Source organism: uncultured Succinatimonas sp., from assembly GCF_905203285.1.
Classification (GTDB): domain Bacteria; phylum Pseudomonadota; class Gammaproteobacteria; order Enterobacterales; family Succinivibrionaceae; genus Succinatimonas.
On the sequence record NZ_CAJKVK010000053.1, the window covers coordinates 1 to 14,374 of the forward strand.

The window sequence follows — 14,374 nt, forward strand, 5'->3', positions numbered from 1 at the left end:
TTTAATAATGATAGGGTAGCCGATTTCATTGGCAAGACGATGGTTTTCCTTGGAATCATCACCTAAAGCGCCTTCTGAACCGGGAACGCAGGGAACTCCGGCACGCTGCATGGCTTTTTTGGCAGATACCTTATCACCCATAAGGCGGATGGTATCGGCAGTCGGTCCGATGAAGATAAATCCTGATTTTTCCACCATTTCGGCAAAATCGGCATTTTCGGACAGGAAACCGTAACCGGGATGGATTGCGCTTGCACCGGTTGCTTCGGCTGCAGCAATAATAGTAGGAATATTAAGATAAGAGTCTTTTGCGGTAGCAGGTCCGATGCAGATAGTTTCATCGGCAAGCTTTACGTGCATTAAATCGCGATCGGCGGTTGAGTGCACTGCTACGGTTTTAAGCCCCAGCTGACGGCAGGCACGCAAAATACGTAAGGCGATTTCGCCGCGATTTGCAATTAAAACCTTTTCAAGTTGCATATATAAATACCTTGAAGAAAAGACCTCCGATAAATTATCGGAGGTTTTTATAATATTTATTCAAACTCAAAGATAGCTTGATCAAATTCAACGGTAGCGCCGTTTTCAACCAAAATCTTCTTGATAGTGCCTGATCTGTCGGCTTGAATCTGGTTCATCATCTTCATGGCTTCGATAATGCACAAAGTGTCGCCTTCCTTGACGGTTTGTCCTTCTTCAACGAAAGGAGCGGCATTCGGGCTTGCTGAGCGGTAGAAAGTTCCGACCATCGGAGAGCGCATTACGTTGTTTCCTGAAGCTGCGGGGGCAGGTGCTGCAGGAGCACTTTCTGCTGCGGGGGCTGCTGCTGGAGCAGGAGCGGCAACGGCGGCTGCGACGGGAGCAGGAGCTGCTACAACGGTTTGTACCGGAGCCTGAACAACGGTGGCAGACTGACGAGAAATACTAAGTTCTTCATCTCCTTGCTTTAAATTAATTTCTGCAATGTCAGAATTTGAAACGAGGTCAATGAGCTTAGCTATTTTGTGAATATCAATTTGCATGTGCTATTACCTAAATTACAGTGTTGCCTTAGCAACGATAAAAAAATTCTTATTTATTGACGAGCCGGGCCGCTTTTCTTAGAGCAAACTCGTATCCGTCAAGACCGAAACCGACAATAACCCCGACGGCTTTATCGCTTAAATAGGAGTGATGTCTGAATTCTTCACGGGCGTGAACGTTCGATATATGAATTTCAAAAAAAGGAATGGCCGTGCCTAAGAGAGCATCACGAATTGCTACACTTGTGTGAGTATATGCCCCGGCATTAATTAAAATGCAGGATGCTTTACCCATTACGCTTTGAATTTTATCGACGATGGCACCTTCATGGTTTGACTGAAAGTGCTCAATGCTGACGTTGAGTTCTGTAGCGACTTCATCAAGACGGGCATTGAGATCTGATAAAGTCTCGTGTCCGTAAACCTGTGGCTCGCGGGTACCCAAAAGGTTAAGATTGGGGCCGTTTACCACTAAAATAAAAGGCTTAGACAAATTAAAACTCCGACAACCAATTTAAACAGATTTTAACAATTTTTTGAGATTTTAGAACTTTTTTAAGTGTTTTTTTTGAAAAAATGAAAAAAAATTGAGTTTTGGAGAATAGATTGATCCCGTTTTTTGTAATTTTTTGAGAACTGTCGTAAAAAAGAAAAGTATCAGTCTTACCTTTTAGGATGTGATAACCGCAAGAGGTAGTGTCCTATTGCCTAAAAAGAGTGATCCGTCTCTATTTTTCCCCAAAGAGGATTTTAAAAATGTTAAAATAGCCGCGTCTTTTTTAAGCGATACCGCTTAGTCCTCTTGTTTATAAAGGTAATCGTCCATTATGAATAAAGCAAAATCAATCGCCGCTTATGATCCTGAGTTGTGGCAAGCCATTGCAGATGAAAATCAGCGTCAGGAAGATCATATCGAACTTATCGCTTCTGAAAATTATGCCAGCCGCTGTGTAATGGAAGCTCAAGGTTCTCAGCTTACCAATAAGTATGCTGAAGGTTATCCGCATAAGCGTTATTACGGCGGTTGCGAATATGTTGATAAGGTTGAACAGCTGGCTATTGATCGCGCCTGCAAATTGTTTAAATGCGAATATGCAAACGTTCAGCCGCACGCAGGTTCTCAGGCTAATGCCGCAGCTTATATGGCTTTATGCAATCCGGGCGATACCATTTTAGGATTATCTTTAGCTTGTGGCGGTCACTTGACCCACGGCGCAGCAGTCAGCTTTTCAGGCAAAATGTATCATGCCGTTCAGTACGGCGTTAATGCCGCAGGCGAGCTTGATTATGAAGACATCAGAGCAAAAGCTCTTGAGTGCAAGCCTAAGGTAATAGTCGCAGGCTTCTCTGCCTATTCAGGCATTGTTGATTGGAAGAAGATGCGTGAAATTGCTGATGAAGTCGGTGCTTATCTCATGGTTGACATGGCTCACGTCGCCGGTTTGGTAGCAGCAGGCGTATATCCGAGCCCGATTGATTACGCTCATGTCGTAACTTCAACCACTCATAAATCATTAGGCGGTCCGCGTTCCGGCTTTATTTTGTCAAACTGCCACGATGAGACCATTTATAAGAAGCTAAATTCCGCTATTTTCCCGGGTTCCCAGGGCGGTCCTTTAATGCACGTAATTGCTGCTAAAGCCATCGTCTTTAAAGAAGCAATGGAACCTTGGTACGTCGAGTATCAAAAGCAGGTCGTAGCAAATGCCAAGGCTATGTGCGAAGAAGTTATGAAACGCGGGTATAAAGTAGTTTCAGGCGGTACTCATAATCACTTGTTCCTTATGGACTTTATCGGTATGGAAATGACCGGTAAAGATGCCGAAGCCGCTTTAGGACAGGCTAATATTACTGTTAATAAGAACAGCGTTCCTAACGATCCGAGATCTCCTTTTATCACTTCCGGCTTGCGTTTGGGCACCCCGGCCTGCACTCGCCGCGGCTTTAAGGAAGCTGAGGTTCGTGAGCTTGCCAATATCATTTGCGACGTCCTTGATAATTACAAAGACGAGAATGTTATTGCCGCATGCCGTGAGAAAGTTAAGGCATTGTGCGCCAAGTTCCCGGTATATAAGGACTAAAAGGCTTGAAGGTCTTTAGTGAAAATGACAGGCTCTTTATGAAAAGAGCCTTAAAACTTGCCGCTCGCGGCAAGTTTACTACTTCCCCGAACCCTGCTGTCGGATGTGTAATCGTGCGCAACGGCATGATCATAGGTGAGGGGTATCATCATAAAGCAGGTGAACCGCATGCCGAAATCATGGCAATGCGCAGCGCCGGAGCTTCCGTTGCCGGTGCTACTTGCTATGTTACCTTAGAGCCGTGTTCTCATTACGGCAGAACTCCTCCTTGTGCTAAGGCTTTGGTTAAAGCAGGCGTTAAGCGCGTGGTAATTGCTTGCGGTGATCCCAATCCTCAGGTAGCTGGCCGCGGCGTTAAAATTTTAAAAGATGCCGGTATTGAAGTGGATGTCGGCTTATATGAGAACAAAGCTTTAAAGTTAAATCGCGCTTTCTTTAAATCTATAGTTAAAAATATCCCTTACATTACCGTTAAGATAGGCATGTCGCTTGACGGCAAGATAGCTTTGTCAGACGGTCGCAGTAAGTGGATCACTTCGGATAAGTCGCGTAAGGCCGTACAAAAAATGCGTGCGGAATCCGATGCGATAATTACCGGAGCAGGAACGGTGCTTGCGGATAATCCGATGTTAAATGTCCGTTATGACGAACTTCCTGAAAAGGTATTTGCAAAATACGATATAAATAGAGACAAGCAGCCTTTAAGAGTAGTGCTTGATTCGCATTTGCGCATTAATCATGATAATTTTGCAATGTTTTCTCAGGGTAAAATATTGCTTGTGCGTCCGTCATTAAATCACAAGATGGAAGCTGAAAAACTTAATGAGCATGTTGAAATTTTTTATGCTCCCTGCGAAGCTTCCGGACGTATTTGTTTAAGTGCTGTTTTATCCGAGCTGTCTAAAAGACAATGTCGCAAGGTTTTAGTAGAGGCAGGTCCCACGTTGGTTGCCGCATTTTTAAAAGAAAATCTTGCTGATGAACTTGCCGTGTTTGTTGCGCCTAAAATTTTAGGAGCTAATGCAAAAAGCGCATTTGCATGTGATGAAGTAAGCTCGCTTGATTACCTTAAACCATATAAAATTAAGACTCTTAAAAAATGCGGAACGGACTTCTTTGTCCGAGCTTTATTAGCATAGGACAATGCTTTTATGTACACAGGAATTATTGAAGCGGTAGGAACTCTTGCCTTAATTGAAAAACGCGGAAACGGCGCTTTCGTTAAAGTTATGACGCCAGCTTCTTTTAAGGCCAAAGACAGAGTAAAAATAGGAGATTCCGTTGCTTCAAACGGCGTTTGCCTTACCGCAACGACAATAGGTGATGATTTTTTTACTGCCGACGTGTCGGCTGAAACGGTCGCGATGACCTGTTTTAAATTTTATAAGCAGGGGCAGCGCTTGAATCTTGAATTGCCGTGTACTCCTGCTACCCATCTTGGCGGACATATCGTGCAGGGCCATGTTGACGGAATCGGTGAAATAAAAGATATTACTCCGCTTGGAGAGGCGGTTAATATTTGGGTGAAAAATCCGCCTGAGTTGTCGCGCTATATCGCTCTTAAGGGATCAATTGCCGTTGACGGAGCTTCCCTTACCGTAAATTCAGTAACTGATGACAGCTTCCGTCTGACTTTAATTCCGCATTCTCAGACGGTTTTGGCTTTTGAGAATTGGAAGTCGGGAAGCAAAGTTAATCTTGAAGTGGATGTACTGGCCCGCTACCTTGAACGGCTTATTTTAGGACAAAAAGCTCAAGGCAATGCAGAAGAAAAAAGTTCGGCTTTGTCATTTGAGACTTTAATGCAAAACGGTTTTATTTGATAATTAAGAAAACGAATTTTCATTTTCGGAGGTTTTATGTCAATTAAGGTTATAGAGGGCAACAAGCCTTGCCGCGACGGAAAGTTCGCAATCGTCGTTTCACGCTTTAACAGCTTTATTTGCGAGCGTTTGGTCGAAGGCGCCATCGATACTTTAAAAAGAGAAGGCGAAGTTCCCGAGGAAAATATAACCTTGGTGAGAGTTCCCGGTGCAATTGAAATTCCGGTAGTTTTGGAAAAACTCGCCGCTTCTAACAAATATGACGCTTTAATTGCTTTAGGCTGTGTTATCCGCGGTTCTACCTATCATTTTGAAGTTGTAGCCAATGAGTGCGCCAAAGGCATTACTCAGGTTACTTTAAAATATGCTACCCCGATTGCAAACGGTGTTTTGACTACCGAGTCAATTGAACAAGCAGTTCAGCGCGCCGGTTCTAAAGCGGGCAATAAGGGCTCCGAGGCCGCTGCTTCCGCTTTGGAAATGGCTAATGTGTTGAAAGCTATTTAATTTAAAGCCTCAGGAGAAAGAATGGATTCTACAGAAGGTGCAGTAAGCCCCGCAATGCGTCATAAGGCTCGTCACTTTGCCATGCAGGCTATTTATCAGTGGCAGATGACGGGACAAGGTGCCGGCGAAATTGAAAGGCAGTTTTTGGAAGATCAGCCGATTCAAGGAGCCGATCTTGATTATATGCATGATTTGATTTCCGGTGTGGTTGCGAATGTTGATCACATCGATGAAGTCTATGAGCCGTTTTTGTCGAGACCGCTTAAAGATCTTGATCAGGTAGATAAAGCAATTTTGCGTCTTGGTACGTTTGAATTGTTGTATCGTCAGGAAATACCTTTTCGCGTCGTGATTAATGAGTCTATTATGCTGGCAAAAGAATTTGCCGAGCAGGATAGCCATAAATTCGTCAACGGTGTTTTGGATAAAGTCGTAAGAGCGATAAAAGACTGAAGTGTTAGGTGAGTTTGCACTTATAAAAGAATTTTTTTCAGGTCATGATAAAGGTCGCGGCATCACTTTAGGCATAGGTGATGACTGCGCTTTATTGGCTCCTGACAAAAACAGCGAACTTGCGATTACCACCGATACGCTAAATGAAGGGATCCACTTTTTTAAAGGAGAGGATCCTTTTTATTTGGGTTATAAGTCTCTTTTGGTAAATATCTCAGATCTGGCCTCAATGGGGGCGCGACCGGCATTTTTTACTTTATCTTTAACTTTGCCTGATGCCGATGAGCATTTTTTACGTGAATTTGCTCGCGGACTTTTTTCTTTGGCTGACAAGGAGAAAATGGCGCTTATAGGCGGTAATACTTCAAAAGGTCCTTTATCGATAACCATAAGTGCATACGGATATGTAGCAAAAGGCTGTGCCATGCGACGCGATTTGGCAAAGCCCGGTGACATTATTTATGTCTCAGGCAATTTAGGCATGGGCGGTCTTTTTGTTAAGGCGGGCTATCATGAGCTTAATCTTGCTTCTGATCTTTTCTCCATCGTACATAAAAAAGCTCAGCTTATTCCGTCACGAACGGTTTTTGCCAGAGCACTGCGCCGCGTATGTCGCTGTGCTTTGGATGTGTCGGACGGAACGGTAGGGGATTTAAGACATATTCTTGAAAGAAGCAATGTAGGTGCCGTGCTTAATTTAGATAAATTGCCTCTTGATGAGGTGTTTCATCAAGTTGATTTAAGTGCTCTTGAAAAGGCTGAATTGGCGGCTTTCGGCGGCTGTGACTATGAGCTTTTATTTACAGTAAGTCCTAAAAATATTCCTCTTATTGAAAAAATTGCCGCTAGACATCAGGTGAAAATTACACCGATAGGCGTAATTACAGAGGATAAAACTCTTAATTTACTTTTTGAAAACAAGCCTTACGTAAAAGCCAACAAGCCCTTTGAGCACTTTTAATTGGGTTGAATTTTTCATTTGCCAAGAAAAATCAATTTTGATCTTGAGTAAGAGACTGAGAAAAGATTATAGTTAATCAACATTTTCAGATTGGAGATTAAAGTGTTTACTGTAGGTAAAAAATCCGCCGTCGCATCAATTCTTGCCGCGGCTTTATTCGCTGTCGGCACAGTGCAGGCTGCCGATGAGGTTAAAGTTACTAAAGACAGCCCGTTTACGGAAAAGGTTTCCTATTCCATCGGCGCATCTTTAGGCACTTATATTCATCAGATGCAGAAAACTCAGACCGATCTTATCGGTGAGCTTAACAATGACTATATCGTTGCCGGCTTTATTGATTCTTTAAATGACAAAACCGCGTTGGAAAGTGCTGATATTGAAGCTACTTTACGCGAGCTTGACAAAAAGGTTCAGACGGCTCTTGAAGACAAAATGAAAAAAGAAGCTGCCGCAAATCTTGATGCAGGAAAGAAATTCCTGGCGGAAAACGCTAAGAAAGAAGGTGTAGTTACTACTGCAAGCGGACTTCAGTATAAAGTCATCACGGAAGGCAAGGGCGATGCTCCTAAGTCAGGAGATACCATTTCCGTTAAGTATAAAGGCACTACCACTGACGGTAAAGTTTTTGACGAGCAGAAAGAGCCAGTTGAATTTCCGCTTGCCAATATGATCCCCGGATGGGTAGAAGGTTTGCAGCTGATGAAGCCCGGTGCTCATTACGAGTTCTATATTCCGGCTGAATTAGCATACGGCGAAGCCGGAGCCGGTGATGTGATTAAACCTAACTCCGTATTGGTCTTTGACGTGGAGCTGGTTGAAGTCAAACAGCCTGAACAGACAGCTGCCGACAAGAAGTAACGGTTTTTAAATCCATTCTTTTTCTGACCTATTGTTTAGCGTATTGGACAATAGGTCAGTTGTTCCGGAAAATTAATTTAGAAAGCGCTTTTTAAATTCGTCAAAATCAAGATAGCCTACAGCATCGACGATGATTTCCCCGTTTTTATTAAGCAATGCGGTGTAGGGTACGCCGATTATTGAAAAGTGTTTCATAAACTCCAGAACTTGCAAAGAAGAGCTGTCGGTAATATCAAAGTGGAAAAGCTGCATGTTGTAAGTCAGTTTTTTAAACTCGTCACTTATGAAAATATCTTGTTCCATCTGCCTGCAGTTTGAACACCATTTAGCTCCGACTACAAGTAAGGCTTTATTTGAAGTTATATTCAATTCATTTAGTGATTTTATTTCCGTAAAAGGCAAGGCGGTGCCGTCTTCATAGTTATAACTTGAGGACAGGCACATAACGGCTATGGCTGCGCATAGGGCAATTCCAATTCGTTTAAGAAGTAAAGAAGCGGTATTTTTATAGAAAACGTAAGCACAGTAACAGCACAATAAAATGAAAACTGCAGTTTTAAGATAATTTTTGTAAAGACCTAAGTAGCCGTCAATGATATATAAAGCAGCCAGAATAAGCGGAACAGCCATCAGTTTATAGATAAGAGCAGAAAAAATGCGGGCTTTTAAGATAAATTTTCCGCCTAAAACACCAATGATAAATAAAGGCACTCCCATGCCGAGCCCGATACAGAAAAAGGCCAGCGTTCCTTTTAACAGATCTCCTTCTTTCAAGATAAAGAGCAAAGCTCCGGCAAGCGGGGCGCTGGTACACGGAGTCGTTATAAGCGCTGACACCAGTCCGAAAATAAAAGCCGACATTGTACTTGTCATATTAAGCGCGGCAAGTTTATTTTGCAGTCCGGTACTGAGGCTTTGCGGCATGCTTAAAGTAAAAAAGCCGGCGCAGGCTAGGGCGCATAAAAACAAAAAAGCCGCAAGTGCGTATGCCATGTAAGGGCTTTGCAAAATCCCGTGTAAAGAAGCTCCTGCATATGAAAATAACAGCCCGACTAAAGTGTAAGTAAGGCATAGCCCTGAAAGGTAAGCGCAGTTTGCAGCAATATTTTTTTGATTTTTCTTGGTGCTTTGCCCTGCAATCATTGCAGAAAAAATCGGCAGCATCGGCAGGACGCAGGGTGTAAGATCAAGTCCGATACCGAGGATAAAGCACAATAGAAGGCCGAATATAAAATCTGAACTTAAAGCGCGGCTTAATTTATCCTCAGTAGTTTGGGATTTTTCACTTGCATATTCATCAGGTGAATTTTCTAAAACAGGATCTATTTTGGGTAAGGTGACGGTTATAGTTTGCGGAGGATAACAGATCCCTGCTCCGTCACAGCCTTGAAAGGAAAAGGATAAAGTTGCGCCTTCAGTACTTTTGACGATTAAGGCTTCAAGATCGGCTCGGTTGAAAAATACTTCATGCTCTCCTTGAAAATCCGTATGTTTTACAGCTTGCGGAATTTTTGCAAAATAAGCTTCCCCTTCATTTGTTACGCTTAGGCTTAGTGAGTCTTTATAAATATAGGCGCTATCATCAAGTATGATTGAAAGATTTAAAGTGTTGCCGTTTAAATGTTCCGAGACTTTAAACGGAGATTCTTGTTGGGTGCTGAAGCCTGCCTCATTTAATGCAGATAAAAGATTGTCGGGGATAAGATCGTCTTTTGCAAAAGAGGCGACGGAAAATAAGAATAGGCCCAAAAAACACAGCCTATGTAGCAAAGCAAAGATAATTTTCGGTAATGACATTTTTAAATAATAACTTTGTGATAATTTAGCATCGCTTACTAAGGAGTAATTATGCCACAAGCCGTTCTGTTTATTCTCGCACTTTTTGTTATAGAGATTTTGGTGCTGATTAAAGTGGGGTCATATTTAGGTGCCATAACGACCGTTTCACTAATGTTTACCATGATGGTTTTGGGCATCTTTTTAATTAGAGTGCGTTTAAAAATGCTGATGGATGCTTTGCATCATGAACCTAATATAAGTACTTCTTTGATTTGGCTGCCGCTTGCCGGAGTTCTTTTTATTTTTCCGGGGTTTGTGTCGGATTTTCTCGGTTTGCTGCTGTTAATTCCTGTCGTACAGCAATTTTTGGCCAATAAGTTTTTTATAAAGAGCAAAGTGTTCAGTAATTTTACTTTTTACGGCGATTTTACAGCCGGATCAAAAAAAGATGACGGGGACGTGATTGATGGTGAATTTACTGAAATAAAAGAGGATAATTCTCTTTTGGGTAAGCCTGAAAACAAAGATTTTTCCAAAAAACCTTAGCGTTTTATTTTTTGAAGGTGAAATATGGCACAGGCAAAATATTATCTTGCTTTAGTTGCAGTATGTCTTGTCTGGGGTGCGACTCCTGCCTGCGGTAAGATTTTATCTACCTCAATGTCGCCGCTTTTTATTACCGGGCTCAGATTTGTTCTGATGGCCGGCATTTTATTTTCATGGTTGTTTATTACCGGGCAAAAGAAAGCTTTTCGTCCGGATAAAAAGTTTATTCCATTTTTGGTCTTTATGGGATTTATGGGCATTACCGTGCATAACGGTTTGCTCTTTACCGGTCTTCACTATACTACTGCCACCAATACGGCGTTAATTGAAAGCATCGGACCTACTGCCACGACTATTTTGGCTTTTTTATTCGTAGGTGAAAGGTTAAGCCGGCGAGGGTGGATAGGTATTTTCGTTTCCTGCTGCGGCGCTTTATGCATCGTGACAAAAGGTTCACTTGATGTTCTTATAAATTTGCGCTTTAACATCGGTGATATTTTGATTGTTGCCTGCGAAGTTGCCTGGTCCTGTTATGTGATTTTAGGCTGGAAGGCGCAAAAAAGCAGATTGTCGGCAATTGCTCTTACGGCATGGAACGGGCTTTTCGGCGGACTTTTATGCTTTATCATCGGTTTTGCGACCGGAACCTTGGAAGTTTGGCAGGTAAACGCTCAAGCGATATACGGATTTTTATATTTGCTTTTAGCGTCTGGCGTGTTTGCTTTTGTTGCCTGGAACTTTGCCGTAACAAAAGTTGGAGCAAGCAAAGCCGGAGTTTTTGTTTATCTGGTGCCGTTAACCGGAGCAGTTATCGGTGTTACGTTCCTAGGTGAAGAAATTTTCTTATCGCAGATTGTGGGCGGACTTTTGATTATTTCTGGCGTTATCGTTACGGTTCGCGCTAAAGTCCAGTTAAAAAGCGAGGAGCAGAAGGCTCCCGAGAATCTGGTCGAAAGATTCCCCGATCTTGCCGAGCATTATCGTGCCAAGGCCTCAGGAAAGGAAGTTCCTGCATTGCCGCGCCGCTCTTTTGCATCCAAGCTTAAAGGAGTGTTTGAGCGTACCGGCATTGCCCTTTATCATGTGATAAAAGCACCTAAGGATGCTGCGGTATTTTTGTATAAGTTCTTTATCTTAAAAGAAAGAGCCGAGCAAAGCATAAAAGAAACTAAAGACAGCAAGGCAGAAGGTACTGTTTCTTTAAGAAAAGCAGATTTGAAAGAAGCAGCTTCATTCGTTAAAGATAATAGTTCTCTTTCTTCTCAGCCTGAATCGCGGATTTATGCAGGAGTAGGCAATGCGCAAGATGTTGCGGGATTAATGCGTGAACTTGGAAGGAAGAATTTAGCTAAAAACAGCGCTGAAAAAGACTCTTTGCCCGACAGCGCCGGATCGTTTGTTGAAAGTATTGATAAAGGAGATGAAGAACTGCGAATCCAAGCTGAAATTTTGCAAAAAGAAATGGAAGAATTTTCAGCCTGCAATATGTTAAAGAAGTGGTTTTTGGGTAAATTCAAGAGAAAATAATTGTCAATAAAAGGCGCAGTCTTTCACTAAGCCTGCGCTTTTTTGCCGGGTTCATAAGAGCATAATGTTTCCTTCCACAGATTAACTTTATTAAAAGCAGCAAAGAATAGAAAGAAAAATTAAAAATCAAAAAAAATGTAAATTTTTTTAAATTTTCTCTTGAAAGTAAAAAAAGCGTCCCCATTTGTATTTGTGTTGAATTTAGAGCTTTGTTCGCAAAGCGGGGTGAAAGTCGGGCCCTATGCCGATTTGATTAGAATTTTTTGCGGTTTATAAACCTGCGGAGAAACAAATGAAATTAGTTCCTTTGTATGATCGCGTAATCGTAAGACCTTTTGAAGTCGAGGCGAAGTCTGAAGGCGGTATCGTATTAACCGGCAGCGCTACTGAGAAGTCTACTCGCGGTAAAGTTTTGGCTGTAGGCAATGGCCGTGTTCTTGATAACGGCTCTATCGCTCCGATGAGCGTTAAAGTCGGTGATACCGTAATTTATAACGAAGGCTACGGTACTAAGAAAGAGCGTATTGACGGCGATAACGTCATCATCCTTTCTGAGAGCGATATTCTTGCTGTTGTTAACGACTAAGATTTTAAGGAAGTATTAGAAAAATGGCCGCTAAAGAAGTATTTTTCGGTAATGATGCCCGTGTCCAGATGTTAGAGGGCGTCAACGTATTGGCAAATGCCGTTAAAGTAACCTTAGGTCCTAAAGGCCGCAACGTAGTTTTGGATAAGAGCTACGGTGCCCCTCTTATCACTAAAGACGGTGTAACCGTTGCAAAAGAGATTGAGCTTGAGGGCAAGTTCCAGAACATGGGTGCTCAGATGGTCAAGGAAGTTGCTTCCAAGGCCAATGATGCAGCAGGTGACGGTACCACCACTGCTACCGTTTTGGCTCAGGCTATCGTAACCGAAGGCCTTAAGTCAGTTGCAGCCGGCATGAATCCGATGGATTTAAAGCGCGGTATCGACAAAGCTGTTAATGCTGCAGTTGAAGAGCTCAAGAAGATTTCCACCGAGTGCTCCGACAAGAAGTCAATTGCTCAGGTCGGCACTATTTCCGCCAACTCTGACGCTACTGTCGGCAACCTTATTGCTGATGCAATGGAAAGCGTAGGCCGTGACGGCGTTATCACCGTTGAAGACGGTCAGGGTCTTGAAGATCAGCTCGACCTCGTTGAAGGCATGCAGTTTGACAGAGGTTATCTCTCTCCGTATTTCATCAACAAGCCTGATACTTCTGCTGTTGAACTTGAGAATCCGTATATTCTCCTTTGCGACAAGAAGATTTCCAATATTCGCGATATTCTCCCGATTTTGGAAGGCGTTGCAAAAGCCGGCAAGTCCCTGCTTATCGTTGCTGAAGACGTAGAAAGCGAAGCTTTAGCTACTTTGGTAGTTAACAATATGCGCGGTATCGTTAAGGTTGCTGCCGTTAAGTCCCCTGGCTTTGGCGATCGTCGTAAGGCAATGCTTCAGGATATCGCTATTTTGACCGGCGGCGTCGTAATTTCTTCTGATGTCGGTATGGAACTTGATAAGGCTCAGCTTGATGATTTGGGCGTTGCAAAGCGTGTTGTTATCACTAAAGACGACACCACCATCATCAATGGTGCCGGTGACGCAAAAGCCATCGAAGATCGTGTCGCTCAGATCCGCAAGCAGATTCAGGAATCCACCTCCGACTATGATCGTGAGAAGCTTCAAGAGCGTGTTGCCAAACTTGCCGGCGGCGTAGCCGTTATCAAGGTCGGTGCAGCAACTGAAGTTGAAATGAAAGAGAAGAAAGCTCGTGTTGAAGACGCAATGCACGCTACCCGTGCTGCCGTTGAAGAAGGTGTCGTTCCGGGCGGCGGTGTTGCTTTGGTTCGTGTTGCTTCTAAGATTGCAGCTGAGCTTAAGGGTGATAACGAAGATCAGAATGTCGGTGTTAAGGTTGCTTTACGCGCTATGGAAGCTCCGTTACGTCAGATCGTCGCTAACGCAGGTGAAGAGCCTTCCGTAATTGCTAACCGCGTTCGTGAAGGTGAAGGCAACTTCGGTTATAACGCAGCTACCGGTGAGTATGGCGATATGATCGAGATGGGTATTTTGGATCCTACCAAGGTAACCCGTTCTGCATTGCAGTATGCCGCTTCAATTGCCGGACTCATGATCACCACCGAGTGCATGATCGCCGATGCTCCTAAGAAGGAAGCTGATGCTCCTGCCGGTGCCGGCATGGGCGGAATGGGCGGCATGGGCGGTATGATGTAATTTCGCCTTAACGCTTAATTTAAAAAGAGGGCTGCCGGAAACGGCGGCTCTTTTTGTTTTTAGATCACATAAAGATTTTTGTATAGTTCAAATATTTTGTGCTTACTATAATTTCCTTTGATTTTGGTACAAACATAATTTTTCTTTTGGGCAAGCGGCTGTTGAGGAAAAAGCAATGTATGAATTAATGCATCTTTCAGGTAATACTTATTGCATTCAAAGTCCGACGAATATCGGGCTTGTTAAGCTAAATGATAAAGATGTGTGTTTGATTGACAGCGGCAATGACAAAGACTCGGAGCGCAAAATACGCCAAATATTAGAAGCAAATAACTGGAATCTAACGGCTATTTACAATACTCACGCCAATGCCGATCATATCGGCGGTAATAAGTATTTGCAGGGACAGACCAAGTGTAAAATCTATGCTCCGGGCATTGACTGCGCTTTTACGAATTTTCCGATTTTAGAGTCCTCTTTCTTATCAAAAAGATCAGCAGCTAAAACCGTCCTTTAGGGCGGAGATCATCGCGAAGAAAAGCTTCTATTTTTAATCCGGGG

Annotated in this window: 16 protein-coding genes; 12 read left to right on the forward strand and 4 right to left on the reverse strand. The window is 43.1% G+C overall.

Annotation, left to right across the window (positions count from 1 at the left end):
• The 3 genes from QZ019_RS06485 to aroQ all read right to left on the reverse strand — a co-directional run.
• Positions 1-480: biotin carboxylase N-terminal domain-containing protein (locus QZ019_RS06485; protein WP_295483388.1), on the reverse strand; the 480-nt coding region annotated here is incomplete at its 3' end.
• A 56-nt stretch (positions 481-536) separates the two neighbouring features.
• Positions 537-1,016 (reverse strand): acetyl-CoA carboxylase biotin carboxyl carrier protein, encoded by a 480-nt coding sequence (gene accB, locus QZ019_RS06490; RefSeq protein WP_294564987.1) that lies wholly within the window; start codon positions 1,014-1,016, stop codon positions 537-539.
• Between the two features lie 55 nt (positions 1,017-1,071).
• Entirely contained in the window at positions 1,072-1,515 is a 444-nt protein-coding gene (gene aroQ, locus QZ019_RS06495) for a type II 3-dehydroquinate dehydratase (RefSeq protein WP_294564564.1), read from the reverse strand.
• A 331-nt stretch (positions 1,516-1,846) separates the two neighbouring features.
• Between aroQ and glyA the strand changes: the two genes are divergently transcribed.
• The 7 genes from glyA to QZ019_RS06530 all read left to right on the forward strand — a co-directional run bounded on the left by glyA (position 1,847) and on the right by QZ019_RS06530 (position 7,705).
• Positions 1,847-3,103 carry a serine hydroxymethyltransferase gene (gene glyA, locus QZ019_RS06500; RefSeq protein ID WP_294564990.1) on the forward strand — a complete coding sequence of 419 codons (1,257 nt, stop codon included), beginning with the start codon at positions 1,847-1,849 and terminating at the stop codon, positions 3,101-3,103.
• Positions 3,104-3,108: 5 nt separating this feature from the next.
• Positions 3,109-4,242: a bifunctional diaminohydroxyphosphoribosylaminopyrimidine deaminase/5-amino-6-(5-phosphoribosylamino)uracil reductase RibD gene (ribD, locus tag QZ019_RS06505; protein WP_295483391.1), complete on the forward strand. Its 1,134-nt coding sequence runs from the start codon at positions 3,109-3,111 to the stop codon at positions 4,240-4,242.
• 12 nt (positions 4,243-4,254) lie between these two features.
• Positions 4,255-4,926 carry a riboflavin synthase gene (locus QZ019_RS06510; protein ID WP_295483394.1) on the forward strand — a complete coding sequence of 224 codons (672 nt, stop codon included), beginning with the start codon at positions 4,255-4,257 and terminating at the stop codon, positions 4,924-4,926.
• A gap of 42 nt (positions 4,927-4,968) precedes the next feature.
• A complete protein-coding gene (gene ribE / locus QZ019_RS06515; RefSeq protein WP_294564993.1) occupies positions 4,969-5,433 on the forward strand; it encodes a 6,7-dimethyl-8-ribityllumazine synthase in 465 nt (154 codons plus the stop codon).
• A gap of 21 nt (positions 5,434-5,454) precedes the next feature.
• A complete protein-coding gene (gene nusB, locus QZ019_RS06520; RefSeq protein WP_294564578.1) occupies positions 5,455-5,886 on the forward strand; it encodes a transcription antitermination factor NusB in 432 nt (143 codons plus the stop codon).
• Position 5,887: 1 nt separating this feature from the next.
• The gene (thiL, locus tag QZ019_RS06525; protein ID WP_295483397.1) at positions 5,888-6,847 is read left to right on the forward strand and encodes a thiamine-phosphate kinase; all 960 of its coding nucleotides are present in this window, start codon (positions 5,888-5,890) and stop codon (positions 6,845-6,847) included.
• Positions 6,848-6,949: 102 nt separating this feature from the next.
• Positions 6,950-7,705: an FKBP-type peptidyl-prolyl cis-trans isomerase gene (locus QZ019_RS06530; protein WP_295483399.1), complete on the forward strand. Its 756-nt coding sequence runs from the start codon at positions 6,950-6,952 to the stop codon at positions 7,703-7,705.
• A gap of 72 nt (positions 7,706-7,777) precedes the next feature.
• Here QZ019_RS06530 and QZ019_RS06535 read toward each other — a convergent pair whose 3' ends face one another.
• Positions 7,778-9,454 (reverse strand): cytochrome c biogenesis protein CcdA, encoded by a 1,677-nt coding sequence (locus QZ019_RS06535; protein WP_295483402.1) that lies wholly within the window; start codon positions 9,452-9,454, stop codon positions 7,778-7,780.
• A 99-nt stretch (positions 9,455-9,553) separates the two neighbouring features.
• Between QZ019_RS06535 and QZ019_RS06540 the strand changes: the two genes are divergently transcribed.
• The 5 genes from QZ019_RS06540 (at position 9,554) to QZ019_RS06560 (ending at position 14,330) form a co-directional block, all read left to right on the forward strand.
• A complete protein-coding gene (locus QZ019_RS06540) occupies positions 9,554-10,030 on the forward strand; it encodes an FxsA family protein (protein ID WP_295483404.1) in 477 nt (158 codons plus the stop codon).
• Positions 10,031-10,054: 24 nt separating this feature from the next.
• Positions 10,055-11,557 carry a DMT family transporter gene (locus QZ019_RS06545; RefSeq protein ID WP_295483408.1) on the forward strand — a complete coding sequence of 501 codons (1,503 nt, stop codon included), beginning with the start codon at positions 10,055-10,057 and terminating at the stop codon, positions 11,555-11,557.
• A 292-nt stretch (positions 11,558-11,849) separates the two neighbouring features.
• Positions 11,850-12,143 (forward strand): co-chaperone GroES, encoded by a 294-nt coding sequence (locus tag QZ019_RS06550; RefSeq protein ID WP_294564592.1) that lies wholly within the window; start codon positions 11,850-11,852, stop codon positions 12,141-12,143.
• 23 nt (positions 12,144-12,166) lie between these two features.
• The gene (gene groL, locus QZ019_RS06555) at positions 12,167-13,813 is read left to right on the forward strand and encodes a chaperonin GroEL (RefSeq protein WP_295483413.1); all 1,647 of its coding nucleotides are present in this window, start codon (positions 12,167-12,169) and stop codon (positions 13,811-13,813) included.
• A gap of 175 nt (positions 13,814-13,988) precedes the next feature.
• Positions 13,989-14,330 (forward strand): MBL fold metallo-hydrolase, encoded by a 342-nt coding sequence (locus QZ019_RS06560; protein WP_295483416.1) that lies wholly within the window; start codon positions 13,989-13,991, stop codon positions 14,328-14,330.
• The last annotated feature ends 44 nt before the right edge of the window (positions 14,331-14,374 follow it).

Bases quoted from the DNA above. Each gene is read 5' to 3' on its own strand.
- nusB (WP_294564578.1), top strand. From the start codon at position 5,455: ATGGATTCTACAGAAGGTGCAGTAAGCCCCGCAATGCGTCATAAGGCT.
- QZ019_RS06540 (WP_295483404.1), top strand. From the start codon at position 9,554: ATGCCACAAGCCGTTCTGTTTATTCTCGCACTTTTTGTTATAGAGATT.
- groL (WP_295483413.1), top strand. From the start codon at position 12,167: ATGGCCGCTAAAGAAGTATTTTTCGGTAATGATGCCCGTGTCCAGATG.
- QZ019_RS06550 (WP_294564592.1), top strand. From the start codon at position 11,850: ATGAAATTAGTTCCTTTGTATGATCGCGTAATCGTAAGACCTTTTGAA.
- QZ019_RS06545 (WP_295483408.1), top strand. From the start codon at position 10,055: ATGGCACAGGCAAAATATTATCTTGCTTTAGTTGCAGTATGTCTTGTC.
- QZ019_RS06510 (WP_295483394.1), top strand. From the start codon at position 4,255: ATGTACACAGGAATTATTGAAGCGGTAGGAACTCTTGCCTTAATTGAA.
- QZ019_RS06560 (WP_295483416.1), top strand. From the start codon at position 13,989: ATGTATGAATTAATGCATCTTTCAGGTAATACTTATTGCATTCAAAGT.